Source organism: Phocaeicola oris (assembly GCF_021295095.1).
GTDB lineage: Bacteria > Bacteroidota > Bacteroidia > Bacteroidales > Bacteroidaceae > Phocaeicola > Phocaeicola oris.
This window is the reverse complement of sequence record NZ_JAJLQX010000009.1, coordinates 1-25,823: the sequence shown is the minus strand read 5'-3', so window position 1 is coordinate 25,823 and position 25,823 is coordinate 1. Positions and strand designations below refer to the sequence as shown.

The 25,823-nt window shown below is 40.4% G+C and carries 22 protein-coding genes; 8 read left to right on the top strand and 14 right to left on the bottom strand.

Annotation, left to right across the window (positions count from 1 at the left end; genetic code table 11):
- Positions 1 to 467: 467 nt before the first annotated feature.
- Positions 468 to 1,298, bottom strand: coding sequence for a 4-(cytidine 5'-diphospho)-2-C-methyl-D-erythritol kinase (ispE, locus tag LO761_RS06075; RefSeq protein WP_272817396.1), 831 nt, complete (start codon positions 1,296 to 1,298; stop codon positions 468 to 470).
- Positions 1,299 to 1,427: 129 nt separating this feature from the next.
- Between ispE and dnaB the strand changes: the two genes are divergently transcribed.
- From dnaB to LO761_RS06055, 4 genes are all read left to right on the top strand, one after another.
- Entirely contained in the window at positions 1,428 to 3,008 is a 1,581-nt protein-coding gene (dnaB, locus tag LO761_RS06070) for a replicative DNA helicase (protein ID WP_272817395.1), read from the top strand.
- A gap of 114 nt (positions 3,009 to 3,122) precedes the next feature.
- Complete coding sequence (gene pheT, locus LO761_RS06065) at positions 3,123 to 5,585, top strand: phenylalanine--tRNA ligase subunit beta (RefSeq protein ID WP_272817394.1); 2,463 nt, start codon at positions 3,123 to 3,125, stop codon at positions 5,583 to 5,585.
- A 32-nt stretch (positions 5,586 to 5,617) separates the two neighbouring features.
- Positions 5,618 to 6,361 carry a YebC/PmpR family DNA-binding transcriptional regulator gene (locus tag LO761_RS06060; RefSeq protein WP_272817393.1) on the top strand — a complete coding sequence of 248 codons (744 nt, stop codon included), beginning with the start codon at positions 5,618 to 5,620 and terminating at the stop codon, positions 6,359 to 6,361.
- Positions 6,362 to 6,363: 2 nt separating this feature from the next.
- A complete protein-coding gene (locus LO761_RS06055; RefSeq protein WP_272817392.1) occupies positions 6,364 to 6,618 on the top strand; it encodes a TIGR03905 family TSCPD domain-containing protein in 255 nt (84 codons plus the stop codon).
- A gap of 78 nt (positions 6,619 to 6,696) precedes the next feature.
- Here the strand turns inward: LO761_RS06055 and LO761_RS06050 are convergent, their stop codons facing one another.
- From LO761_RS06050 to LO761_RS06025, 6 genes are read right to left on the bottom strand one after another with little or no spacing between them, the layout of a single operon-like run.
- Positions 6,697 to 7,452: a LytR/AlgR family response regulator transcription factor gene (locus LO761_RS06050; protein WP_272817391.1), complete on the bottom strand. Its 756-nt coding sequence runs from the start codon at positions 7,450 to 7,452 to the stop codon at positions 6,697 to 6,699.
- Positions 7,453 to 7,474: 22 nt separating this feature from the next.
- Positions 7,475 to 8,509 carry a sensor histidine kinase gene (locus tag LO761_RS06045; RefSeq protein ID WP_272817390.1) on the bottom strand — a complete coding sequence of 345 codons (1,035 nt, stop codon included), beginning with the start codon at positions 8,507 to 8,509 and terminating at the stop codon, positions 7,475 to 7,477.
- 15 nt (positions 8,510 to 8,524) lie between these two features.
- A complete protein-coding gene (locus tag LO761_RS06040) occupies positions 8,525 to 9,742 on the bottom strand; it encodes an ABC transporter permease (RefSeq protein WP_272817389.1) in 1,218 nt (405 codons plus the stop codon).
- An 18-nt stretch (positions 9,743 to 9,760) separates the two neighbouring features.
- A complete protein-coding gene (locus LO761_RS06035; protein ID WP_272817388.1) occupies positions 9,761 to 10,504 on the bottom strand; it encodes an ABC transporter ATP-binding protein in 744 nt (247 codons plus the stop codon).
- Entirely contained in the window at positions 10,504 to 11,790 is a 1,287-nt protein-coding gene (locus LO761_RS06030; protein ID WP_272817387.1) for an efflux RND transporter periplasmic adaptor subunit, read from the bottom strand. Before LO761_RS06030 ends, LO761_RS06035 begins: the two co-directional genes overlap by 1 nt.
- Before the next feature lie 39 nt (positions 11,791 to 11,829).
- Positions 11,830 to 13,197 (bottom strand): TolC family protein, encoded by a 1,368-nt coding sequence (locus LO761_RS06025; protein ID WP_272817386.1) that lies wholly within the window; start codon positions 13,195 to 13,197, stop codon positions 11,830 to 11,832.
- Positions 13,198 to 13,495: 298 nt separating this feature from the next.
- Between LO761_RS06025 and LO761_RS06020 the strand changes: the two genes are divergently transcribed.
- From LO761_RS06020 to cydB, 3 genes are read left to right on the top strand one after another with little or no spacing between them, the layout of a single operon-like run.
- Positions 13,496 to 13,723: a DUF4492 domain-containing protein gene (locus LO761_RS06020; protein WP_272817385.1), complete on the top strand. Its 228-nt coding sequence runs from the start codon at positions 13,496 to 13,498 to the stop codon at positions 13,721 to 13,723.
- Positions 13,724 to 13,761: 38 nt separating this feature from the next.
- Positions 13,762 to 15,279, top strand: a complete 1,518-nt coding sequence (locus LO761_RS06015; RefSeq protein ID WP_272817384.1) for a cytochrome ubiquinol oxidase subunit I — start codon at positions 13,762 to 13,764, stop codon at positions 15,277 to 15,279.
- 15 nt (positions 15,280 to 15,294) lie between these two features.
- Positions 15,295 to 16,434, top strand: a complete 1,140-nt coding sequence (gene cydB, locus LO761_RS06010; RefSeq protein WP_272817383.1) for a cytochrome d ubiquinol oxidase subunit II — start codon at positions 15,295 to 15,297, stop codon at positions 16,432 to 16,434.
- A gap of 155 nt (positions 16,435 to 16,589) precedes the next feature.
- Here cydB and LO761_RS06005 read toward each other — a convergent pair whose 3' ends face one another.
- Genes LO761_RS06005 through LO761_RS05975 form a run of 7 tightly spaced genes read right to left on the bottom strand, consistent with a single transcriptional unit; the run spans position 16,590 to position 24,011 of the window.
- Positions 16,590 to 17,021, bottom strand: coding sequence for an amino acid-binding protein (locus LO761_RS06005; RefSeq protein WP_272817382.1), 432 nt, complete (start codon positions 17,019 to 17,021; stop codon positions 16,590 to 16,592).
- Between the two features lie 25 nt (positions 17,022 to 17,046).
- Positions 17,047 to 18,363 carry a phenylacetate--CoA ligase family protein gene (locus tag LO761_RS06000; RefSeq protein ID WP_272817381.1) on the bottom strand — a complete coding sequence of 439 codons (1,317 nt, stop codon included), beginning with the start codon at positions 18,361 to 18,363 and terminating at the stop codon, positions 17,047 to 17,049.
- A 14-nt stretch (positions 18,364 to 18,377) separates the two neighbouring features.
- Complete coding sequence (locus tag LO761_RS05995; RefSeq protein WP_272817456.1) at positions 18,378 to 19,688, bottom strand: phenylacetate--CoA ligase family protein; 1,311 nt, start codon at positions 19,686 to 19,688, stop codon at positions 18,378 to 18,380.
- Positions 19,689 to 19,719: 31 nt separating this feature from the next.
- A complete protein-coding gene (locus LO761_RS05990) occupies positions 19,720 to 21,033 on the bottom strand; it encodes a pyridoxal phosphate-dependent aminotransferase (protein ID WP_272817380.1) in 1,314 nt (437 codons plus the stop codon).
- A gap of 11 nt (positions 21,034 to 21,044) precedes the next feature.
- Positions 21,045 to 21,629, bottom strand: a complete 585-nt coding sequence (locus LO761_RS05985) for an indolepyruvate oxidoreductase subunit beta (protein WP_272817379.1) — start codon at positions 21,627 to 21,629, stop codon at positions 21,045 to 21,047.
- Positions 21,626 to 23,230: a thiamine pyrophosphate-dependent enzyme gene (locus LO761_RS05980; RefSeq protein ID WP_272817378.1), complete on the bottom strand. Its 1,605-nt coding sequence runs from the start codon at positions 23,228 to 23,230 to the stop codon at positions 21,626 to 21,628. Before LO761_RS05980 ends, LO761_RS05985 begins: the two co-directional genes overlap by 4 nt.
- Positions 23,231 to 23,249: 19 nt before the next feature.
- Positions 23,250 to 24,011 (bottom strand): amidohydrolase, encoded by a 762-nt coding sequence (locus LO761_RS05975; protein WP_272817377.1) that lies wholly within the window; start codon positions 24,009 to 24,011, stop codon positions 23,250 to 23,252.
- 1,079 nt (positions 24,012 to 25,090) lie between these two features.
- Here LO761_RS05975 and LO761_RS05970 point away from each other — a divergent pair.
- On the top strand, positions 25,091 to 25,823 hold a 733-nt coding region (locus LO761_RS05970), incomplete at its 3' end, for a fimbrillin family protein (protein ID WP_272817376.1).

Genomic DNA, 25,823 nt, shown 5'->3' with positions numbered 1-25,823 from the left:
TGAGGCTCCCAAACCTCGACAGGAAGCAGAGTAGTTTTGTCGTGTTTTATTTTGTGTTTGTGTTGTGATAATCCTGTGATGCGAATCGTGGGATTATTTTTTTGATACAATTTAGTTTTATTGTATATTCAAACTGGAGCCGTAATAAGAAAGTTTAAGGTTTTTTCCTTTGATAATTTTATCGTTTCACAGAAGTGAAACAATCGTCTCACAGAAGTGAAACAACCGCCTCACAGAAGTGAAACAAATGTATCACAATAGTGAGACGATAAGATGTTACGCGTTATTTTTTTAATAATGAAGATGAATTACTTAACTCATGCTTATATATGAATGACATCGTTGCCTTTATATCAATGAATTAGATAGATTAAACGTAGTCGATTGATTTAGGTTTGACTTGCCGTTTATTATGCTTTTATGATTAGTATATGAATATCGGATTGAATTATAATAATTAAAAGAAATTATATCAGCAGTTCCCGTTGACGGACAAAACAACCTCCGAATTTTTCATCTACAAATTCAACTTTTTGCCTGAAAAGGCCGTAGACAGAAGAGCCAGAGCCGGACATAGCGGCATAAGTTGCGCCTAAATCATACATTCTGTCTTTGATGGCCAACATGTTCGGGTAATTAAGGAAAACAGATTCCTCAAAGTCGTTTTTCATATAATTTTTCCATTCTTGTACAGGCATCTTTATAATATCTTTTAAAGAAATCTGTGGTTTCTTTGGATTTACGTGCACATAAGCTTCTTTTGTAGAAACAAAGTCGTTAGGTTTTACCAGTATCAGATAGAAATCTTTCAGCGATAAATCAATTGGTTCAAAAATATTTCCTATTCCCGTGGCCAGAACAGGTTGGTCTTGAATAAAGAACGCACAGTCAGCACCCAGAGTGGCAGCATATTCCTCCATCTTTTCAGTCGGAATATTCAAATTAAACCGTTCGTTGAGCATTTTAATCATAAAAGCGGCATCCGAAGAACCTCCACCTAATCCGGCACCGCAGGGGATATGCTTATATAAATGAATGTCTACACTTGGTATTTGTGGATAATCTTTTTTTATCAGTTTTAATGCTTTGATAACCAAGTTATCGTCCGGATTTCCCTCAATAGCTGTTCCGCGCAGATGGAGTGTGTAAGGCACTTCATTCTTTTTTGATGGGTTGATTTCCAGCGCGTCTTGCAAGGGAATGGGATAGAAAACGGTTTCAAGGTTGTGATAACCATCAGGACGCTTTTCAGTGACAAAGAGTCCCAAGTTAATTTTCGCGTTCGGAAAAGTAAGCATAATATAGATACTTTGGGTTTAATAGATTAGATTACGATACAAATATATGTATTAATTCTTAAAGACCTTCGTTTCGTGCGCTAATCTCGCTAAAAAGTTTTATATTTGTCTTCATTTAAACAGCATATCATGCCAGAACAAAAAAGATCAAATAAATCGTCAAAGACTCCGAAGACTGTTCAAGTGGATGAATACGGACATCTTCAGCCACAAGCAACCGATTTGGAAGAGGCTGTACTGGGAGCTTTGATGGTCGATCATGAAGCTTTTGCGGAGGTCAGTGAAATCCTCCGTCCGGAATCGTTTTATGAGCATCGTCATCAATTGATATATCAGGCCATCGCTTCATTAGCTATGGAGCAGAAGCCTATTGACATTCTGACTGTAAAGAATCAGTTGGAAAAGACGGGTGATTTGGAAGATGCCGGAGGTCCTTTCTATATTACTCAGTTAAGTATGAAAGTCGCTTCGGCAGCTCATGTGGAATATCACTCAAAAATCATTGCTCAGAAATATCTGGCACGTCAGTTGATTACTTTCACAAGCTATATTCAGACGAAAGCTTTTGATGAAACCGAGGATGTGGAAGACTTGATGCAGGATGCCGAAGGTAAGTTGTTTGAGATTTCACAACAGAATTTGAAGAAAGATTATACGCAGATTAATCCGGTTATCAGGGAAGCGTATTCTATGCTTCAAAAAGCTGCAGCCAGAACCGATGGTATAAGTGGACTTGCCAGTGGGTTTAATGGTTTGGATAAAATCACTTCCGGTTGGCAGAACTCAGATCTGATTATTGTCGCGGCTCGTCCGGCTATGGGTAAAACATCTTTTGTTCTTTCGATGGCGAAAAACATGGCTGTTGATCAACGCATACCTTGTGCCATGTTTTCATTGGAAATGAGCAATGTGCAGTTAGTTAACCGATTAATTGTAAATGTGTGTGAGATTACAGGCGATAAGATAAAGAACGGTCAGTTGGAACCGTACGAGTGGCAACAGTTAGATTACAAAATTAATTCGTTATATGACGCCCCATTGTATGTAGATGATACACCTTCTTTGTCTATCTTCGAGTTGCGAACCAAGGCTCGTCGTCTGGTTCGTGAACACGGAATAAAGATTATCTTTATCGATTATCTTCAATTGATGAATGCCAGTGGAATGAGTTTTGGCAGCCGTCAGGAGGAGGTAAGTACTATTTCCCGTTCGTTAAAGGGATTGGCAAAGGAGTTGAATATTCCAATCATTGCATTGAGTCAGTTAAATCGTGCAGTTGAGACTCGTGTTGCCGATGCTAATGTTAAAGGCTCTGAGGCAAAGCGTCCGCAATTGAGCGACTTACGTGAATCAGGAGCCATTGAGCAAGATGCCGATATTGTTTGTTTTATACATCGTCCGGAATATTATAAGATATATGAAGATGGTAATGGTCGTGATTTACATGGTATGGCTGAAATTATTATTGCTAAGCATCGAAATGGTGCTGTTGGCGATGTGCTGCTTCGCTTCCGTAGTGAGTATGCTCGTTTTCAGAATCCGGAAGATGAAATGATAATTCCGGGACCGGAGCCGGATGGTGTTTATAAGACGGTTGGTTCGAAAATGAATAGTCCTTCCAATGGTAATGGAAATGTTCCACCGCCTCCCGACGTTCCCTCGAACGATCCGTTTGACGCTCTTTCTTCCGATAATCAGCCTCCGTTCTGATAGAATGCGTCTTACCCCTTATTTACCTTGTGTTTTTAGGATAAATCGTGTGGTTAAAAGAAAAAAACAATTAACTTTGCAAGTCAAAATTGAAAAATAAAAAATAAAGTATATATGAATATCTCTTACAAATGGCTTAAAGAATATGTTGACTTTGACTTGTCACCGAAGGAAGTGGCAGATGTTCTTACATCTGTTGGTCTGGAGGTTGACGCTGTTGAAGAAGTTCAATCTATAAAAGGTGGTTTGGAAGGTTTGGTCATTGCTAAGGTTCTTACTTGCGAGCCACATCCGAATTCAGATCACATGCATGTCACAACAGTTGATTTGGGGAATGGTGAACCTGTTCAAATAGTTTGTGGCGCACCGAATGTAGCTGCGGGACAGAAAGTTGTTGTTGCCACACTCGGAACAAAACTTTATGATGGCGATGAATGCATTACCATTAAAAAAGCAAAGTTGCGTGGCGTTGAGTCGATCGGTATGATTTGTGCGGAAGATGAGATTGGAATTGGAACAGATCATTCGGGTATCATTGTTCTTCCTGAAGATGCTGTCGTAGGAACACCTGCAAAAGATTACTACCATGTGGAAAGCGATTATGTTATCGAGATAGACATTACGCCAAACCGTGCTGACGCTTGCTCACATTACGGTGTTGCGAGAGACTTGTATGCATGGTTGGTTCAGAATGGGTATAAGACTTCACTTCATAAGCCGTCGGTTGACGCGTTTAAGATAGATAATCATGACTTGCCGATTAGCTTGGAAGTGTTGAATACAGATGCGTGTCCGCGTTATTCCGGTGTGACTGTTAAGGGAGTAACTGTTAAAGAGAGTCCGGATTGGTTGAAAGCAAAATTAGAGACTATTGGCTTGCGTCCTATTAATAATATAGTAGATATTACAAATTATATTCTTTATGCTTACGGTCAACCGATGCATTGTTTTGATGTCGAAAAGATTAAAGGTGGTAAAATTGTTGTGCGTACCGTTGATAACGGAACTAAGTTTATCACATTAGACGGCATTGAGCGTACACTGTCAGATAAAGATCTGATGATTTGTAATGCAGAAGAGCCGATGTGTATCGGTGGAGTATTTGGCGGTCTGGATTCCGGAACAACAGAAACAACAAAAGATGTGTTCCTTGAGTCTGCCTATTTTCATCCGACATGGATACGTAAAACAGCTCGTCGTCATGGCCTTAGCACGGATTCTTCTTTCCGATTTGAGCGTGGCGTAGACCCTAACGGAAACATCTATGCCTTGAAAGCTGCTGCTTTACTGGTAAAGGAGTTGGCCGGTGGAACAATCTCTATGGAGATTACTGACAGTTATCCAAAGCCAATTAATGATTTTATAGTTGACTTTAATTTTAAGAGAGCAAAGTCTTTAATTGGAAAAGAGATTTCTAATGAGACAATAAAGAGTATCGTCAAGAGTTTGGAAATGAAGATTCTGGAGGAGAATGATGAGGATATGAAGCTTCTGGTTCCTGCTTATCGTGTAGATGTTCAGCGTGAGTGCGATGTTGTTGAAGATATTCTTCGTATATACGGATATAATAATGTGGAGCTCCCTGCGTCCATGAAGATGTGTTTGAGTATTGAAGGAGAAGAAGATAAATCGCAAAGGTTACAAAATATTGTATCGGAAAGACTTATCGGTTGCGGTTTCAATGAAATTCTAAATAATTCATTGACGGGCGCAGTTTATTATGAGAATCTGAAAACATTCTCTCCGGAACATTTGGTTAAGGTGATGAACCCGTTGAGTGCCGACTTGAATGTGATGCGTGAGACGTTATTGTTTGGAGGTATGGAAAGTGTTGTTCGTAATGCCAATCATAAAAATCCGGATTTAAAATTCTTCGAGTTTGGCAATTGCTATAGCTTTGATAAGTCAAAACATAATCCTGCAGAAACTCTTTCTTCATATACTGAAGAATATCATTTGGGACTTTGGTTGACCGGTAAACGTGTCAGCAATTCTTGGGCACATCCGGATGAGACAATGAGCGTGTACGAGTTGAAGGCATATATCATGAACATTTTTACCATGCTTGGTGTAAACTTTGGCAATGTAGTGTTTGAGGAATCTACTAATGACATTTATGCTACCGGATTAGCCATTAAGCAACGTAATGGAAACTTACTTGCAGAGTTCGGTATTGTAAGCAAAGATATTCAGAAGAAGTTTGATGTTGACAATGATGTTTTTTACGGTGATATTAATTGGACTCATACTTTATATGCTATAAAGAACGCGAAGGTGGAGTTTAAGGAGTTGCAGAAGTTCCCGGCAGTTAAACGTGATTTAGCTCTGCTGATTAATAAGGATGTTCAGTTTGCGGATATTGAACGTGTTGCATATCAGGCAGATCATAAGTTATTGAAGGAGATTGAGCTCTTTGATGTTTATGAGGGTAAGAATCTGCTTCCGGGAAAGAAGAGCTATGCTGTCAGTTTCTGGTTGCAAGATGAGAATGCGACATTAAATGACAAAGTCATTGATAAAGTGATGCAAAAGATTGTAGACAATTTGAAGAAACAATTGGAAGCAACATTAAGATAAATATTAAATAAACAATCATAAAATTTAATCCGATGGGAAGAGCGTTTGAATATAGAAAAGCTACCAAGCTTAAAAGATGGGGTCACATGGCTCGTACATTTACAAAATTAGGTAAACAAATAGCTATTGCTGTGAAAGCCGGTGGTCCGGAACCTGAGAATAATCCTACATTACGTAGTATTATTGCGACTTGTAAGCGTGAGAACATGCCGAAGGATAATATTGATCGTGCCATAAAAAATGCGTTAGGTAAGGATCAGTCGGAATACAAAAGTATGACTTATGAAGGCTATGGACCTCATGGGGTGGCAATATTTGTTGATACACTTACCGACAACGCGACTCGAACTGTTGCAGATGTACGCTCTGTCTTCAACAAATTTGGAGGAAACTTGGGCACAATGGGTTCATTGGCTTTCCTTTTCGACCATAAATGTATTTTCACTTTTAAAAAGAAAGAGGATGTCAGCATGGATGATATAATCCTTGATTTGATAGACTACGGAGTAGATGACGAATTTGATGAAGATGAAGAAGAAGGGACCATTACCATCTACGGTGATCCGAAGAGTTATGCTGCTATTCAGGGCTATTTGGAAGAAAAAGGTTTTGAAGATGTCGGTGGTGATTTTACTTATATTCCTAATGATTTGAAAGAAGTTACTCCTGAGGAGCGTGAAACTATAGATAAGATGGTTGAACGTTTGGAAGAGTTTGATGATGTTCAAAATGTATTTACGAACATGAAACCGGCCGAGGAATCAGCTGAAGAATAAAAATGAGGTATACTTATCAAGCGCAAGGAACTTGTAGTCAGTTAATAAACCTTGATGTAGAAGAAGGTATTATCAATGATGTGAGTTTTGTAGGAGGTTGCAATGGTAACCTTCAAGGTATATCCAAGCTTATTAAGGGAATGAAGATAGATGATGTGATTGACCGATTGGAAGGAATCCGTTGCGGATATAAAGCCACATCCTGTCCTGACCAACTTTGTCAGGCTTTAAAGCAAATAAAAGAACTTCAGGGATAAATTCTTATTTCAGATAGAATAGGGGGTGCTTCGCAAGAGGTACCCCTATTTAGGTTTCAAATATTGGAAATGGACAACTTATATGGTTTTACTGTCCAAGTATTTTTGAAGGGCATCCTTATAGCTGTCTGAGACGGGGATGTATTCCTTGCCGAAGACGATACGTCCATGATCGATCATTTTAATTTTAGCTTTTTGAACAATAAATGAACGATGAACCCGGATGAACAACATAGAAGGTAGTTTTTCTTCTAATGATTTTAATGTAATCATGGAAAGAATCGGTCTGTCTTGGTTTTCTATATGAATTTTCACATAGTCCTTTAATCCTTCTATGTATAGAATAGATTTAAGGGGTATCTGTATCAGTTTATAGTCACTTTTTACATAGATGAAGTCTTTGCTGTTATTCTGTTGGCTGGCAACAGACTCGGCAGGAGTGGATCCATCTTTTCCTTCGGCACGTTGTTTTATTTCGAACCACTGTACGGCTTTATTGCATGCGTTTAGGAAATCGGCATAACTGAACGGTTTTAGCAGGTAATCTAACGCATTTACTTTATAACTATCGATTGCGTATTGACTGAAGGCAGTGGTGAAGATGATACGTGTTTGGGGTGATATCATCTTAGAGAATTCTAAACCACTAAGTTCGGGCATCTGAATATCAAGGAACAGTAAATCGACTTTAGACAGCGTATTCAACTTATTCATGGCTTTTACGGCATTGCTGAATGTGCCGACAAGATTAAGAAAAGGAGTTTTGTTGACATACGTTTCAAGAAGCTGTAAAGCTAATGGTTCATCATCAACGATTATACAATTCAGTACCATATATTTTATGTGTTTAATGTTTTTATTTTGTGAAGATAATTAAAGTGGAGGAATAAACATCGTCTTTAATTTCTTTCTCCCATAGGTATCGGTTATGATACATTAAATCGAGTCGTTTCTGAACTTGTTCCAAACCGACACCGCTACCGCTTTTATCGGATCCGGACTTTGGGTAATTACTGTTCCTGATGTGGCATTCTACTTTACTATTTGTTTTTCCAAGAATGGAAATAGTGATAAAACTTTTCTCGGTAGGACTGACCCCATGTTTGAATGCATTTTCTATGAGTGAAATGAAGAGGAATGGCGCAATGAATATGTTACTACCCGGCTCTTCAGCTAAATTCATCTCTACATTTATATCATCGGTTAATCGGATACGCATGAGCGATATATAATCTTTTATGAAGCTGAACTCCTTTTGTAAGGGCACCACATCGGTTTGGTTCTCATAGAGCATATATCGGAGCAGGTGACTCAGTTCCATAATGGCATTCTGTGCCTTTTCGGTATTGAAAGTCGTAAGCGCATAGATGTTGTTCAGTGTATTCAGTAGAAAATGCGGGTTCAACTGATTCTTTAAATTCTTTAGTTCTGCGTCTGTTTTTTGTTTCTCACTAACAATTAGCCGTTCATTTAATATTCTCCATCTCATGCTTAAACGGACTGCCACACTCAATCCTACTACAAATACCATCATGATAAAATCACGAAGGTAAAAATAGTATGGTGGAGGTCCCATAAATCTTCCGGGCGGTGGAGTTGTGTATTGATTCCAAAAGAAATGGACGGATAACGTAGCGACAATAATCAAGATAGTGTTGAGTATCAAGAAGTAACTTATTCTATCCTTTAATAATAGTTTGGGAATAAAATAAAGGTAGTTTATATAAAAAACGATGAAATATCCTACCGTGAAGATACTGTGAGTGAAGAACTTGATCCAGGAGAAGTTACTTCCACGATCTATAAAAACCGTGGGGAAACCGAATACTAATATCCAGACAATGACATGTATGAATATTTCGAGAGGCTTTTGTTTGACAGATATATTCATAGTATTTATTTTTTATTATTCATATCGTAAAGCTTCAATGGGATCTAAAGCAGCAGCTTTTTTTGCCGGATACCAGCCAAAAAACACACCGGTTAATGTACAAACCAAGAAAGAAAGTAATACGCTCCATGGTTGGATGTATACCGGCCAATGAGCAACGGCTTTAATCATATAGCTGGCTCCACAACCTATGAGTACTCCAATTAAGCCGCCGGTAATACTGATGACCACGGCTTCAATCAAGAATTGAGAAAGAATATCCATGCCACGTGCGCCAACGGACATACGAAGACCAATTTCGCGAGTTCGTTCTGTTACACTTACATACATAATATTCATAATTCCTATGCCACCAACTAACAGAGAGATTCCTGCAATACATGCTAACAGAGTAGTCATCAAATCGGTGGTGGTATTCATCATGCTACTTAATTCCTGTTGGGTGCGAATTGTAAAGTCGTCATCATCTGTTGTTTTCAATTTATGTTCACGACGGAGTATAGTTGTTATTTCACTCACAGCGTTTTCTGTCATGTCTTCAGTAATGGCAGATGCAAATATACCACTTAAATATGTTTGTGCTAACAAACGTTTCATAACTGTTGTATAAGGAGCTAACACAACATCGTCTTGGTCTTGCCCCATGGAGTTATATCCTTTCGATTCCAAAACACCGATTACTTTGAATGGTACCTGATTAACTCGGATAATTTTTCCTATGGGTTCCTCACTCGGAAACAGATTATCTACGATTGTCTTGCCTATTACACAGAGCTTAGCAGCTGTGCGGATATCATTGTCAGAAAACATTTCTCCATCCTTTACTTTTAACTGACGGATGGTTAGATAGTCTTGAGCAATACCGGTAACAGAAGAAGGATAGTTATTTCCTCCGGCAATTAATTGTCCAGAAGAAGAAACCTGCGGAGTAATTGCCGCCAGATAAGTGCATTCTTCTCTTAGCTTTTGATAATTCTCCAGTTTGAGCGTTTGCATGGCTGTTGGATCTTGACGAACGCCACCACGCATATCAGCTCCCGGATGAATCATAATCATATTAGAACCCATTTCTGATATTTGGGCTTGAATACTTTTTTTAGAACCTTGTCCGATAGCTAACATTGCGATAACAGATGCTACACCAATAATAATACCAAGCGCTGTCAGAAAAGAACGCATCTTGTTAGCTGCAATGGCTTTAAGAGCTATCTTAAATAAATTGCCTATATTCATATTTTTCAATTTTATATATCAATCATCTTGGTTAACAGGTAACTTTGCCAGTGTATCTGCAGCTGACATAATTTTTTCGTTTTTTATATCTTCAATAACCCGACCATCACGAAGGCGAATATTACGGCTGCTGTATTTCGCGATTTCCGGATTATGAGTTACAAAGATAATTGTTCTACCTTCATCGTGCAATTTTTGGAATAAAACCAGAATTTCAAAACTTGTTCTCGTATCCAAGTTACCGGTAGCTTCATCAGCTAAAATAACAGCAGGATTGTTCACTAAAGCGCGGGCGATAGCAACACGTTGCATTTGTCCTCCGGACATCTGATTGGATTTATGATCCAATCGGTCGCCAAGCCCTACAGCTATTAAAGCATTAATTGCTCTTTTTTTTCTTTCTGCTGCAGACACTTCGTCATTGTACATTAATGGCAGTTCAACATTTTCAACGGCAGTGGTTTTAGCAAGAAGATTATAATTTTGAAATACAAATCCTATTTTTCTATTTCGGAGAACAGCGCGCTGATTCTTCCTCATGGCTTTGACTGATACTCCATCAAGAAAATATTCACCGCCTGAAGGAGTATCCAAGCAACCTAAAGTATTCAGTAAGGTTGATTTTCCTGATCCTGATGTACCCATGATCGTGACGAATTCACCTTCTTCTATTGTAAATGTGATTCCACGCAGCGCATGAACCGTTTCATCTCCCACTATGAAATTCCTTCGAATATCTTTTAATTCAATAATCTTTTTCATTATTTTGCTCTTTGATTATTGTCAACATTTCTGTTTGTTTCATTGGTACTATCGTTGCCGGTTGCGCCATTCTTCTTTTTGTTTCTATCCGGAGGCCCCATTTGGAATGGACTGCGTTCAGAGTCATCTTTCTTGGCCATTTCCTCTGTTTGATTAATTTTGATTTCGGTAACAACCGGTGTGTTTTCATCCATGCCGTTTAGAATCTCTGTATTAGTTCCATCAGTTGTTCCAATTTGCACAGCATGAGCAGTAAGTGTCTTTCCATCAAGTGTCCAAACTTTGTGTGCTGCATTTACATCCTTAATGTTATAACCTTTGACAATATTTTTATTCGGAGTGAAGCGTAAGGCTTTAGTTGGAACTCTCAAAACATTGTCTTTATTCAGAGTATAGATGGTTGCATTGGCCGTCAAACGCGGTTTCAGTTTCATTTCAGAATTATCGGCAGTGATGACAACTTCATAGGTTACGACAGTAGAACTACTGCCGGAAGATGAAGATGATGATGAACTGCTTGAACTGTTTGTACTGCCCAAACGAACTTGCTGAACGGTTCCTTCGAATATATCATCGGGATAGGCATCAACGGTAAAATTAACCTTTGCGCCTTCCTTGACATTAGCTATATCTGCTTCATCAACATCGGCAATGACACGCATCTTTGTTAAGTCGGCTGCAATAGTAAACAAGGTTGGTGTTTCAAATCCGGAAGCAACAGTCTGACCTTCCTCGACAGATTTACTCGTTACGATACCATCGATAGGAGAGGTAATGGTTGCATACGATAAGTTACGCTGAGCTTTAGCTAATGCAGCACGACTGGATTCAAACTGGCTTTTTGCCAACTCATAATTGTATTGAGAACTTTCATAGTCGGTCTCACTTATCAATTGTTTGTCATGCAATCGAGTGTTTCGGTCATATAGTTTCTTTTGATAGTCAAAATCAGCTTTAGCACCATCATAGCTTGCTTTAGCAGACTGCAATTCGCTTTGTAGAGTTACTTTATCCATTTCTGCTATTAACTCACCTTTCTTAACAATAGAGTTGTAGTCTACATAAATTTTATCAATAATACCTGAAACCTGAGTACCTACTTCAACTTCAGTAACAGGCTCGATGGTTCCTGTTGCTGTTATAAAATTGCTGATATTACCTCTATTTGTTTTTTCAGTGGCGAAGCTGATAGTTCCTACACTTTTCTTTCCACCGAATAAACATATACAAGCTATGATTATAATTATAGCTATAATAATTCCATAAATTAATTTCTTGTTTTTCATTTTATTTGTTTTTATTATTTCACGTATTTGAATTGTTCATTATATCTTGATTTTGCCTTCAGCATAGAAATCGAGTAAAGTTCTATTTAGCAGAGCCATATATTTAGCTTGGACACGTTGCTGTTGTGCATTCAGTAAATTGTTTTTTTCGGTAAGAAGCTCAACTGTATTCTTCATCCCTAAATTAAATTGTTCGCTGACCATGTCATAACTTGTCTGATAGCTTTTTGTATTACTTTCCGCAGCCTTATATTGTTCTTGGGCATTCTTTGCGTCAAGATAAAGTCCTTCTATAGTCTGATATAATTCTTTCTGTTTATTAATCAGGTCTAATTGACTACTATCATAAGCTAAGCGTGCTTTTTCCATATTACTTTTATTTGTTCTGTTGTCGAAGATAGGGAAGCTTAAACTCAATCCAATCATATTGTTCCATCCATTTTTCATTTGAGTTCCCCAGTTGTAATTGCTTGAACTGTTCGTTGTGCTGCCCGAGGATGCGTTTAAACTAAGTGTAGGCCAATAGCCTGCTTTTGCGATAGAGATATTTAATTTAGAATTCTCTATGCTCAGTTTACTGCTTTGAATCTCCGGTCGGAAAGTTAAAGCTTGCTGATAAATATCCTCTTGAGCCGGTAATAATTTCAGAATCTCATCATTACTTATTTCCGGTAATACCAGATCCATTTCGTTTGTACCTTCTAACTCAAGCAATTGTTTTAATTGTAATTTATAGTTCCGAAGTGTACTTTCAGAAGTAACTACCGAATATTGGTCATTACTTACTTGGGCTTCAAGCTGGGCTAAATCGGCTTTTGAAAGACTTCCTTCGTTAAAAAGCTCTTTACCACGATTATAAGTAGCTTGACTTGTTTCAACTGTATTTTTGTTGATTTTTACGGACTCGTTAGCATATAATATCTGAATAAAGAGTTGTGTAATTTGTTGCTGTAGAGAATTTTCTGTTTCCTGAACAGTTAAGTCTGCAATTTGATTATTCAATTTCTGTTGTTTAATGTTATTCATGTTTTTATTGCCATTCCAAAGAGTCACGCTTGCAGACAACCCGTAACTCCCAGAATAGGTAGTTTTGCTATCACTGGCAATAATTTCCGTTCCATTAACTGTATTGCTGTTTTGTTGATAAGGACGGTTTGTCACATTATGTCCTGTAGCAAACGAAAGAGAAGGGAAGAGGGCTGCTTTTGTTTGTTTAACGTTTACTTCGCTTTCAGCCAAAGAAATCTTGCTTTGACGTAATTGAATGTTTTGTTCTAATGCGTAGTTAATGCAATCTTGTAATGTCCACGATTTCTCACGAAGAGAGTTTGTGCTATTCGTTTGCGCTATTGCATAACTTGTAGTTATCAATAATATCATTGTTGCATATAATCCTTTTGCTTTCATGTTTCATAAATTTAAATTTTGATACAAATGTATGGTCAGCTTTATATTTGTTCAAATAAAATCGACATGATGGAGAATATTATCGACTAATTAGTGATATTCTCAAGTCCTTAATGTTAATAATGATGTGTTTTATACTATTTAAAATGATAATAAAATAATATCTCAAAGATTAATAATTAAGTAAAATGTAGGAAAAGCGAAGAAGCTATTATATAAAATATTCCAAGAAAAACATTTCAAAATTTGGAATCGTTACAAAATTGTACTTATATTTGCAAAAATGACATTTAAATTTATGCAAAAGAATCACACATCGGTATTTGTCAGAATATTAAAATTTTATTTGGATGGTTTTCGTCAGATGACGATAGGCAAAACTCTTTGGCTTATTATTTTCATAAAATTGTTTGTCATATTTTTTGTGTTGAAGCTTTTTTTCTTTCCCAATTTCTTAAAAGGGAAGAACCCGGAGCAAAAATCGGAATACGTTAGTGAAGAATTACTTAACAGAGTTGCTCCTTAAATTCTAATATATACTACTAATACAAATTTAATAAGGTTATGATTGGATCTATTGACACTTCACTAATTGATTGGTCGCGTGCCCAATTTGCGTTAACAGCCATGTATCACTGGCTATTTGTTCCTTTAACATTAGGATTAGCTATGATTATGGGCATAATGGAGACTATGTATGTAAAAACAGGTCTTCCAAGATGGAAAGGAATTGCCCAATTTTGGCAAAAGCTATTTGGAATCAATTTTGCCGTTGGTGTTGCTACCGGCTTGATTCTTGAATTTGAGTTTGGTACCAATTGGAGCAATTATTCCATGTTTGTGGGAGATATCTTTGGCGCTCCGTTGGCAATTGAAGGTATCTTGGCTTTTTTTATGGAATCGACTTTCGTTGCGGTGATGTTTTTTGGATGGAAGAAGGTAAGTAAAAAGTTCCATTTGGCATCTACATGGTTGACAGGCATTGGCGCGACCATTTCTGCTTGGTGGATTCTGGTTGCAAATTCATGGATGCAGTATCCTGTAGGTATGCATTTTAATCCTGACACAGTAAGAAATGAGATGAATGATTTTATTGCTGTGGCTTTTTCTCCTATGGCGGTAGCAAAGTTTTTCCATACAGTGATGAGTGGCTGGGTTCTCGGAGCTATCTTTGTGGTAGGGGTTAGTTGTTGGTATCTGATTAAAAAACGCCATGTAAATTTTGCTTTGTCCAGTATTAAAGTAGGAGCTTTATTTGGACTCGTTTCTTCAATCATTATTGCGTTAACCGGAGATATTTCCGGTGTTCAGGTTGCAAAGCTTCAACCGATGAAGATGGCTGCGGCTGAAGGACTTCTTCATGGAGGAACCGGTGTTCCTTTTACCGTTGTCGGTGATTTGAAATTTCCAAAGGTGCTTTCATTCTTAGCTACTCACGACTTCAATGGTTTTGTCCCCGGCATCAACGATATTATTGATGGTTATCAAACACCGGATGGAAAAGTCTATCCGTCGGCAGAGGAAAAGATACGCCGTGGAAAAGTCGCGATTGCTTCATTGGGCAATTATCGTAAAGCGATTGCAGAAAAAGATGATGCCTTAAAGATGGAAAGTTTGAAGATGCTGGAAGAAAATATGCCTTATTTTGGCTATGGCTATATTAAAGACACGAATTATTTAATTCCACCTGTTGCCATTACTTTCTGGTCGTTCCGTGTAATGGTTGGATTGGGCGGTTTTTTCATCTTATTGTTCTTACTGATTTGTTGGTATCAATATAAGGAAAAGTTGGAGAATAAGACCTGGTTACAAAAAGTGGCATTTTGGACTATACCATTAGGATATATTGCTGCTCAATCCGGCTGGATAGTCGCGGAGGTGGGACGGCAGCCTTGGGCTATTCAGGATATGTTACCCTTGAACGCGGCTATCAGTAAATTACAAACAGGTTCGGTGCAGCTGACATTCTTTATCTTCTTAATTCTTTTTACTATTATGCTGGTTGCGGAAATTTGTATTATGATTAAAGCGATTAAGGCAGGTCCGTCTGTCGAAGAGAATACAAAAATGATTAAGGAATAATATAATACTATGAATATGACATACGAATTCTTACAGCAATATTGGTGGTTCCTGATATCTTTATTGGGTGCCCTGTTGGTTTTTCTTTTATTTGTTCAAGGAGGTAATTCCCTTCTATTCACTTTAGGAAAAACAGAGGAGGAACGATCTTTAATGGTGAATTCCACAGGAAGGAAATGGGAGTTTACATTCACTACATTAGTTACTTTTGGAGGAGGCTTTTTTGCTTCTTTCCCACTGTTTTATAGTACCAGTTTTGGTGGTGCGTATTGGTTGTGGATGATCATTCTGTTTACTTTTGTGCTTCAGGCTGTATCTTATGAGTTTCAATCGAAAATAGGAAACGTATTAGGCAAGAAGACCTATCAGTGGTTTCTGATTATAAACGGAATTGTCAGCCCGTTGTTATTGGGTGCTGCGGTAGCGACATTCTTTACAGGCTCTAATTTTATTATTGATAAAGGTAATATCGGAGCAGAATCAATGCCTGTAGTCAGTGCATGGGCAAACGGATCGCATGGATTGGATGCTTTGCTGAATCCATGGAATTTGATTTTGGGCTTTGCGGTGTTCTTTTTGGCTCGATTGTTGGGTAATCTGTACTTTATTAATAATATAAGGAATGATGTTTTGAATGCTCGATGTCGTCATCAATTACTTGTTGATACCGTTCCTTTTTTAGTTTTCTTTTTAGCTTTCGTAGGATATATTTTAACAGCCGATGGATTTGCTGTAAACAATGATGGCTCTATTTATATGGAACCATTGAAGTATCTGCATAATTTCCTTGCTATGCCTGTTGTCTTGATTTTATTTCTAATCGGTGTGGTAGGGGTGTTGATGGGAATACTAAAAACATTTTTCAGTAAATCATATAAATATGGAATATGGTTTTCGGGCATAGGGACTGTTTTGGTGGTTTTATCCTTGTTTTTCTTAGTTGGTTATAACCATACCTCTTATTATCCTTCAACGGCCGACATGCAAAGCTCGTTAACGTTATCAAATAGCTGCTCCAGTGAGTTTACACTCCGTACGATGACGTATGTTTCTTTTCTTATCCCGTTTGTTCTTGCCTATATTATATATGCTTGGCGTGCTTTAAATAAGAAGCAGATAACGATTGATGAGATTAAGAACGAAGAAGGTTATTAGTGTTATGTGCATGTTTTATATGTATGAGTCAGATGTTTTATCTATATAAATCACCTGACTCATACATATTATTTGCCAAACTCATACACATGAATCGATCAACTCATACGCATCACTCTTTCCCATGTCATGGTTATGGAGATAGGGCGTCATGATTATTTAGCTAAATTGAGCAGATCGTCTTCTGTAATCACTTTCAGATTATTCAGCTCGATAATCTCACAAGCACGGTCGAAGTTGTCAGTACGGAAGATAAGGATACCTTTTCCATCCAGTAAGAAAGAATACAGGTAGGTAATCTCTATATTCTCGTGAGCGAAGATGGAGATGGCATCGGCTGCTTTCCCCGGTTGATTATCAAGTTCGATGGCAAATACATCGGACATGGTTACGGCTACACCCGCTTCTTTCATCACTTTATAGGCACGCGACGGTTCACTGCATATAATTCGGAAGATACCATAATCGATGGTATCGGCAATGTTTGCGGCAATCATTTGAATGTGAGCCTCCTTAAACAGATCGAGCACTTTTGACAGTGTACCTGATTTGTTCTCTATAAAAACGGATAATTGATTTACGGTCATATTGGTACGTATTAAATGTTATTCTTTAGCAAAAATGTTTTCTTAAATCTTTTACTCTGACAGCTTTTCCATCGGTTTTAGGAAGACTGCCCGGAGCAACCAGCTTGACGTGTGGAATGAGAAGAATTTCATCATGTAGCTGACTGGTAATCTCTTTCGTGAGTTTCTGCAAGCGGGTATAATCATCGGTAAAGAGTTTGCCCAATTCTACTTCCACAGTCATAGAATCGTTCACTTCGTCTGTCTGTAACGTAATGAGGTAGTTGCTCCCCAGTTCTTTAAATTTCATTAGTACTTGTTCTATCTGAATAGGGAAGATGTTAACTCCGCGAAGCACAATCATATCATCTGACCGGCCTTTCATTCTATCGATTCGTTTATGATGACGTCCGCATGGACATTCTCCGGGAATGATACGGGTAAGGTCGCGGGTACGGTAGCGTAGTAATGGCATGGCTTCACGGTTAATGGTAGTGAGCACCATTTCGCCTATTTCTCCGTCGGGTACAGGTTCCAGTGTGTCGGGGTTGACTATCTCGACGATGTAATAATCTTCCCAAATATGCATTCCGTTTTGTTCCTTACATTCGAATGCCACACCCGGGCCACACATCTCGGACATTCCGAACGAGTTATATGCTTTTACTCCAAGCATTTCTTCTATGCGTTTTCGTTGTTCCTCACTGTGGGGCTCTGCTCCGATAGCTAAAATACGCAGTTTGGTGTCTTTATATGGGTCGATTCCTTCATCTTGCATCACTTCGTACAGACGAGTAGCGTAGCTGGGAATGGCATGTACTACTGTAGTACCAAAGTCGGTGATGAATTTAATCTGTCTTCGCGAGTTTCCGGCAGCAGCAGGAACGGTAAGCATCCCCAGACGTTCTGCTCCATACTGAAACCCCAATCCGCCTGTGAACATTCCGTAGCCGGAAGTATTCTGAAAGACATCTTCAGGACGGGCCCCTACCATCCATAGGCAGCGGGCTACAGCATTCGCCCATTCTTCTAAATCTTTTTTGGTATGTAGGATAACCGTAGGGTTACCTGTTGTTCCACTTGAAGAATGCAGACGGATACAATCGCGTAGCGACACACTGGCGATACCAAACGGATAGGTGTCACGTAAATCCTGTTTGGTAGTGAATGGAATCTTTCGTAAGTCATCGAGCGTCTTAATATCTTCGGGGCTCAAACCGATGTCATCAAATCGTTTCTTATAGAAAGAGGAGTTCATGCAGTTATGCAACGTCTGTTTGAGACGTTCCAACTGTAGATCTTCAATCTGTTGACGGGACATCATTTCCTTTTCGGGATTGAAAAATTCGCTATAGTTAGTCATTGTTGTTCTGTTTATTAGTTTAACTTTCTCTTATCCACTACGAATTGGCTCTTTCCCTGACTGCGTTCTATGGTTCCGGGAGCTTTCAGTTGTATTTTTGCGCTAATGCTGAGTACACTTTTCAGTTTATCAGCCAACTTCTTTTGTATAGCCTCCAATGGGGCCAGACGGTCAAAGTCATTAGTGAAGTATTCCTGTCGGAGCTCTACTTGAACAAGCAGAGTGTCAAGGTTGTTCACTCTGTCGACAACAAGCAGGTATCGCGGAGCAAATTCTTTCATGCTGAGGATAACGCTCTCTACTTGCGATGGGAAGATATTGATACCACGAATAATGAGCATATCATCCGAACGCCCCATAATACGTCCCATCCGAACATTAGTACGTCCACATTCGCACTCGCCATCCAGCAGTGAAGACAAATCTTTAGTACGGTAACGAAGTAAGGGCATACCTTCTTTGGTAAGGGTAGTGAATACCAGTTCCCCCAACTGTCCGTTAGGTAACTTTTCCATGGTATTCGGGTCGATAATCTCGGGATAGAAATGATCCTCATTGATATGTGAGCCATTTTGCATCTCACATTCGTAGCTGACACACGGTCCCATGATTTCGCTCAATCCATACAGATTAAATGCTTTCAGTCCCAAGCGATTCTCTATTTCGTTGCGCATATTCTCTGTCCAAGGTTCAGCGCCGAAAGCGCCGATACGTAATTTAATCTGATCACGGTTAATGCCCATCTTGTCCATCGTTTCAGCCAGATAGAGGGCATACGAAGGCGTACATGCGATGCCTGTTATTCCCAAGTCGCGGATAAGGCGCACATGCTTCTCGGTATTGCCGGTAGAGGTGGGAACTACAGAAGCTCCCAAGTTTTCCACACCATAATGAGCACCCAGCCCGCCGGTGAACAGTCCGTAGCCATAAGCTACAGAGAAGATATCTTTACGAGTTACTCCATAGGCTGTGAGACAACGAGTCATGCACTCGCTCCAGATTTCAATATCCTTACGTGTATAGCCTACGATGGTAGGGTTACCGGTAGTTCCGGTGGAAGCATGGATACGAACAATTTCCTCGGCAGGAGCAGCTTGCATATTGAAAGGATAGTTGTCACGCAAGTCTTGCTTGGTGGTGAAAGGCAATTGGGAAATGTCCTCTATCGTTTGAATACCATTGGGAGTTATATCCATTTCCTGCAGTTTCCTGCGATAGAACGGTACGTTATGATAAACATAATTCACTATCTTATGGAGCCGTTTCCCTTGAAGAGCACTCATTTCATCACGGCTCATACACTCTTTATTCTCATTCCAAATCATTGGTATCAAATATTGTATTGTTTAATTGATTTTATCTTTTAGAATGATCTTCATGGAACATCTTCATTCGATTCTGAAGTACAGGGTAGAGCTCATCGCGCATACGGCTGGTACAAGCTCTGACACCTCTCTGATTACTTCCGGTAGTGGAAAGAGAGATACTGCTTACGCCATAATACATCAGCTCGACCAAGAGTTCTTCACCGGTCATGTCGCCATAGCCCAAGGTAAAGAAGAATCCGTCGCCTACGGGAGCTGTTACATCATAATCGTATACTACGTTGAATCCGTTGTCACAGAAAATCTTCTTCATCTTGTTTGCCCTGCGTTCATATTCACGGGTGTCTTCTACAAAGTTTATCTTTCCTTCATACGATAGTTTCAGCATTTCGGCATAGCCATATTGGGTAGAAGCGGTGCATCCGCTGGTAATCATATACAGAATCTCGGCGATAAAGGTGGATCCGAATACTCCGGCATCGTGGTAACGTTCTGCCAGAGCGGGATACTGTTTGTCGAAGAGTTTATCGTTGACACATACCAATGCCATTCGCTGACCGGCATAGCTGAATATCTTTGATGAAGAAAGCATCAGAATATAGTTGTCGGTGTAGCGGGCAACAGTAGGAACGTATGGCGGCTGATATGGATGTCCAAGGTCTTTGCGGTAGTCCATGCAGAAGTAGGCAAGGTCTTCCATAACGATGGCATCATACTTGGTAGCCAGTTCACCGATGATGTTCAGTTCACTTTCCTCCAAACAGATCCATGCAGGATTGTTCGGATTGGAGTAAACGATGGCAGCTATATCACCGTTTTTAAGTTCTTCTTCGAGCTTGGCACGCAACTTCTCTCCACGGTAAGGATAGATGTCGAACTCTTTCCACCGGATACCTAAAATGCGTAACTGCGACTTTTGAATGGGGAATCCCGGATCGATGAAGAGTACCTTGTCCTTTCCGGGAATACGCTGTGTACAAGCGATGAATGAACCAAACGAACCTGCCACGGAACCTGTAGTAGGGATGCATGAACGGGCAGAAATATCGACATTGATAAAGGCTTTTATAAACTCATGCGCAGCCTCTTTCAGCTCTTTGACGCCGGCAGCGGCCGGATATTGTGAGCCTACACCACGATCGAGCGCAGCCTTCTCTGCTTCAATGCCATATTTGTTTGCCGGCAGACCGGGAGAACCTTGATCCATGCGAATGAACGGAATGCCGGTCTTATTCTCTAAATATTGTGCTACCAGCAGCACTTCTCCGATAGTGGCATGCGAGAGGTCGGTCACATGTTGTTTCTGACAGGCTTCTTCTACTAATTCTTTACTAAATATCGTCATGTCTGAGAGTTCTATTTATATTGTAAGCTATATTGTAAGCCCAAATCGAAGGCTTTATAATTGTCTTCCACCACCTTTTCTCCTTTGGCAGCAAATATCTTTCCGATAGCATTACGGAGATCTTCCGGTGAGAGGATGTCAATGCAGTTGGCTGCCATTCCCAACAGAATCATGTTTGCGCTCTTGGGGATAAAGTTCTCTTTAGCCAGAGCTTCAATCTTAAGCATCTTGACATGAGGCATTTGTTTCAATTCGTTGATAACATTGTCCACGTTAGGATAGTTAGGAATGTTAATGAGTGGTTCCGATGAAGTAATGATCCATCCGTCTTTCTCTAAATAGGGGACATAGCGTAATGCTTCCATCGGCTCCATGGCGATAATAATATCTGCTTTGCCTTTCGCGATCAAATCACTATAAATTTCTTCCGTACTCAGGCGGAGGTTGCTTTGCACGTCACCTCCTCGCTGGCTCATTCCATGCACTTCGGCTTGTTTCAAATATAGGTTAGCTTCTGTAGCGGCTTCACCTATCACTGTAGCGATGGAGAGGATCCCTTGACCTCCGACACCCGATAATATAATGTTCTTTTTCATTTCTGTTGTGCTTTAGCTTTACGAAGTTTTCGTCCTAAGGTCTGCATACATTCCCGACGAGGGATAATGACTGACACACCTTTGTAATTAATCTCCTCCCGAAGTATATTGATAATCTCCGGCATATTCTTCTGTAGTGGAACGACCACTCGCACGTGCTCTTTAGGAACACCCAGACCTATACAGATAGCTTCGAATTTATTTGTTCCGGCTGAATCTTGTCCTCCGGTCATGGCAGTCGTCAGGTTATCGGAGATGACAACGGTGATATTCGCGTTTTCATTCACTGCGTCCAGCAGACCGGTCATACCGGAATGGGTAAAGGTAGAGTCTCCGATAATGGCGATGGCAGGATAAAGACCTGCATCGGCAGCTCCTTTTGCCATGGTGATGGAAGCTCCCATGTCCACACAACTGGCTATCGACTGGAAAGGAGGGAGGGCTCCAAGGGTATAGCAGCCGATATCTCCGAAGATACGAGCGTCAGGGTACTCTGCAGCTACTTCGTTTAGTGCCTTATATACGTCACGATGACCACATCCCTGACAAAGGGCAGGCGGACGACCTACTACTTCGTGAACGTCATTATAAGCGGTCTCAAATGCTTTTCCCAAGGCTTTGGCAACATTGTCAGGATTTAATTCTCCGGTACGGGGGAGGTCACCTGTCAAACGTCCGACAATAGGATAGTCCGGTCCGAGAATAGCTTTTATTTGTTCCTCTACAAACGGCTGTCCGTCTTCTACGATAAGAACCTTATCGCTGATAGCTGCCAGTTGTTTGATTTGCTTTTCAGGTAACGGATATTGCGATACTTTCAATATGGCAGATACACCTTCCGGATCACATTCTTTCACATAGTTGTAACCTATTCCGCAGGCTATGATACCCATTCCTTTGCCATTGAGTTTCTCAAACCGATTGAATGGAGATTCCTCAGCTATCTTTCTTATATGGTCTTGCTTACTGATAAGTACTAAATACTGCTTACGTGCTATGGCAGGAAGCAAAACCCAATGCTTATCGTTATCAGGGTTTAGCGTGTTCATCGGAGCGGCTTCTTGTTCTACCGTGACGTCTGCACGTGAATGGGCTAAACGGGTCACTATCCTGAGCAAAACTGGTAATTTCAGAGCCTCACTGGTTTGAAAAGCGATGTTCATAATGTCGTAACATTCCTGCTGATTGGTAGGCTCAAAGATAGGAATCATGGCGAACTTCCCATAGAAACGGGAATCTTGTTCATTCTGAGACGAGTGCATGCTGGGGTCGTCGGCAACCAATACTACCAAACCACCATTTACGCCGGTGATGGCAGAGTTGACAAAGGCATCGGCACATACATTCATTCCCACATGCTTCATACATACCAGTGCCCGCTTACCGGCATACGACATGCCTAAAGCTGCTTCCATGGCAGTTTTCTCGTTCGTACACCAACGACTGTGAATATTTCGTTCTTTCGATAACGGATGATTTTGAATAAATTCCGTTATCTCGGTCGACGGGGTTCCCGGATAAGCGTATACTCCCGACAATCCCGCATGAAGTGCTCCAATGGCAATCGCTTCATCGCCGAGTAAGAGTTTCTTGTCTTTCATTTTTATTATTAGTTAGTTATTATTCTATTGTAAATTTATCGGCATCGTTTATGGCAGGAAATCGCTTGTGGTAAGCATTCAATGTATCTAAATCGATTTTTCCTGTCGCTGTCGTTTCTGCGTTCATAGGGCATTCCGTTATGGTTTCTCCAAAAGGATCGAGTAGGAGAGTGCCACCACAATATTCACACGACGGATCTTTTCCAACACGGTCGACGGCAGCCACGTAGCATTGATTCTCTATGGCACGGGCACGTAGCAGAGCCAACCATTGTTTTACTCTCGACGTAGGCCAGCTGGCGACGTAGAGCATCATGTCGTAATCTCCTTTGTTCCGACTAAATACGGGGAATCGCAGGTCATAGCATATCTGAAGGAGTATTCGTACACCACGGAAAGTTACTATAACCCGCTTGTTGCCGGGAGTGAACGACTTATCTTCTCCACTGTACGAGAAGAGGTGACGTTTATCGTAATGCGTTATTTTTCCATCCGGTTCCACAAAGTATAAACGGTTATAGAAATGTCCTTTACTTTCTATGGCGATGCTTCCTGCAATGGCAGCGTTTCGTTCCTTTGCTTTCTGTACCATCCAGCGTAAAGTTTCGCAATCCTCACGCTCAGCAATCCCGTTTGGTAGCGTGATGAATCCGGTAGAGAACATTTCGGGAAGGATTATCAAATCAGTCTCCGGAAGGGAATCGATCAGGGTATCGGCCTTTTTTATATTGTCCGAAGGCTGTGCCCAAACGATATTTAATTGTATAAGGGATATCTGCATAACGTATGAATTAATTTTACAGTGGTGCGAATATACAGATTTATATTAAAATGGCAAAGTTAAATTTCTTTTTTGTACTTATTTAGTGGAAAGGATGAATAAATATTTCTTTAGTCTTGGAAAAGCTAACAAAAAGATAAGAATGAAAAGAATAAGAATGAAGGTTCGAAAATACGGTTGGGTTCTTGTATTCATCGGAAGTATTTGCCTGACTACCCGTGTGGGGCGGGGCTATTCATACACATCACTTTTCCCGGTCTTTTGATGATAATTTAAATCAATATCGCAAGGTTCAAGGTTCACCTGAAGAACCTAAGGTGTGTTTTTCACTGAAAACGATAAATTTACGTGAATTCGATAAAATTCTGTTCTTTTCCTTGCATAAATTAAACTTAATCCTTAGCTTTGCCTCCGAAATCTAAATCAAGGGATTTTGAACACGTTAGGGAAATATAGTCATCCACCGCATTTCCACCTATATTATAAAGGTATTTGCACAACACAGGGAAACGATAGTTTTTCCTGCAAAAACTTGTTAAATTATTTGGCCGTTACAAATAATTTGCTAACACACACACACACACACACACACACACACACACACATTCTAATCGCTCATACTTAGACACATTTTTTCGTCTTTTCGTACGCGCGCGTAAGCGTGCCACAAACATAGCAGGCAAAGGCATTCCAAGAGGATGTCCTTTGCCTTTTTTTATGTGTTTTCTTCACGGCACAATACCGCGAAATAAGACCGTTTTTACGTTGCTAAAACAGAACATTTAGGAATATAAAATCATTCTATCAAACAAGTTAAATGAAAAAGAAATGAAAAAAGAAATGAATTATGTAAAACCCTCTTGTGAGGTCCTGACCATGGACATGGAAACGGTAGTCATGATGGCAGGCAGTGCCGGCGTGTATCCCGGAGGAGGGGGCGGCGGCAGTGTCATTGTGGAAGATCCTACTGAAGACCCCGATTAACCCTGTGGCGCCAAGCGCTTCAACCTGCGGGAACGGATGGAAAGAGTCCGCGAATCAATTTTAAGTTTTATGACCATTTAAAAAGAAACAAGACAATGAAATTAACGAAATTACTTTTATGGTCGGGTATGCTAACCTCATTGGGCATGCTGACCTCGTGTGCCAACGATGATCTCGGGAAGGGTCGTCAGACCGACGGCGACAAAGGTGTTGCCGTAACCTTTAACGTGAGCGACGTACGGGACAAAGCAAACAACGCCACCTCTCCCGACGGTGCCGTTACCCGCGCCGCCTTTGCCGAGAGACTGGTCGTACAGAATCTCACGCCCGAAGACCTCACCTCGCGGAAGCTCTCCGTAGCGGGAGCCGACGATGCCTGTCTCATCGAGACCACTGTGGCAGGCGTGCCCTCCACCCGGACAAACGGTAAGGCACAGACCCGTGCCAACATCACCACCACTGCCACGTTGGGAAATTTCAGTTCCATCGGTTATCGTGGCACTGCCTCGGGCAACCTCGAGACCACGCCGTGGTTCTACAATGAGGAAACCGACTCCAACGGCGAGCTCTCCACGCCCAAACAATGGTCGTGGGGAAAACGCTACGGCAAGTTCTTCGCCGTGGCACCGCAAGTGACCGCCGACTACACCAAGCTCACGCTCTCGCCTCAGAGTCATACTTCCACACCCTACGTGAACTTTGAGGTGGAGCCTGACGTGAAGAATCAGAAAGACCTGATGACTGCCTGCTCGGGCGAGGTGCACTATGCCGAGTGGGGATCGGCTCCCACTACCAACCTGACGTTCCGCCATGCCCTCACCGCCGTGC

Bases quoted from the DNA above. Each gene is read 5' to 3' on its own strand.
- LO761_RS06060 (WP_272817393.1), top strand. From the start codon at position 5,618: ATGGGAAGAGCGTTTGAATATAGAAAAGCTACCAAGCTTAAAAGATGG.
- LO761_RS05990 (WP_272817380.1), bottom strand. From the start codon at position 21,033: ATGACGATATTTAGTAAAGAATTAGTAGAAGAAGCCTGTCAGAAACAA.
- LO761_RS06040 (WP_272817389.1), bottom strand. From the start codon at position 9,742: ATGAATATAGGCAATTTATTTAAGATAGCTCTTAAAGCCATTGCAGCT.
- LO761_RS06045 (WP_272817390.1), bottom strand. From the start codon at position 8,509: ATGAATATATCTGTCAAACAAAAGCCTCTCGAAATATTCATACATGTC.
- LO761_RS06030 (WP_272817387.1), bottom strand. From the start codon at position 11,790: ATGAAAAACAAGAAATTAATTTATGGAATTATTATAGCTATAATTATA.
- cydB (WP_272817383.1), top strand. From the start codon at position 15,295: ATGACATACGAATTCTTACAGCAATATTGGTGGTTCCTGATATCTTTA.
- LO761_RS05985 (WP_272817379.1), bottom strand. From the start codon at position 21,629: ATGAAAAAGAACATTATATTATCGGGTGTCGGAGGTCAAGGGATCCTC.
- ispE (WP_272817396.1), bottom strand. From the start codon at position 1,298: ATGCTTACTTTTCCGAACGCGAAAATTAACTTGGGACTCTTTGTCACT.
- LO761_RS05980 (WP_272817378.1), bottom strand. From the start codon at position 23,230: ATGAAAGACAAGAAACTCTTACTCGGCGATGAAGCGATTGCCATTGGA.
- LO761_RS06000 (WP_272817381.1), bottom strand. From the start codon at position 18,363: ATGACTAACTATAGCGAATTTTTCAATCCCGAAAAGGAAATGATGTCC.
- dnaB (WP_272817395.1), top strand. From the start codon at position 1,428: ATGCCAGAACAAAAAAGATCAAATAAATCGTCAAAGACTCCGAAGACT.
- LO761_RS06035 (WP_272817388.1), bottom strand. From the start codon at position 10,504: ATGAAAAAGATTATTGAATTAAAAGATATTCGAAGGAATTTCATAGTG.
- LO761_RS06050 (WP_272817391.1), bottom strand. From the start codon at position 7,452: ATGGTACTGAATTGTATAATCGTTGATGATGAACCATTAGCTTTACAG.
- LO761_RS06020 (WP_272817385.1), top strand. From the start codon at position 13,496: ATGCAAAAGAATCACACATCGGTATTTGTCAGAATATTAAAATTTTAT.
- pheT (WP_272817394.1), top strand. From the start codon at position 3,123: ATGAATATCTCTTACAAATGGCTTAAAGAATATGTTGACTTTGACTTG.
- LO761_RS06055 (WP_272817392.1), top strand. From the start codon at position 6,364: ATGAGGTATACTTATCAAGCGCAAGGAACTTGTAGTCAGTTAATAAAC.
- LO761_RS06005 (WP_272817382.1), bottom strand. From the start codon at position 17,021: ATGACCGTAAATCAATTATCCGTTTTTATAGAGAACAAATCAGGTACA.
- LO761_RS06015 (WP_272817384.1), top strand. From the start codon at position 13,762: ATGATTGGATCTATTGACACTTCACTAATTGATTGGTCGCGTGCCCAA.
- LO761_RS05975 (WP_272817377.1), bottom strand. From the start codon at position 24,011: ATGCAGATATCCCTTATACAATTAAATATCGTTTGGGCACAGCCTTCG.
- LO761_RS06025 (WP_272817386.1), bottom strand. From the start codon at position 13,197: ATGAAAGCAAAAGGATTATATGCAACAATGATATTATTGATAACTACA.
- LO761_RS05995 (WP_272817456.1), bottom strand. From the start codon at position 19,688: ATGATTTGGAATGAGAATAAAGAGTGTATGAGCCGTGATGAAATGAGT.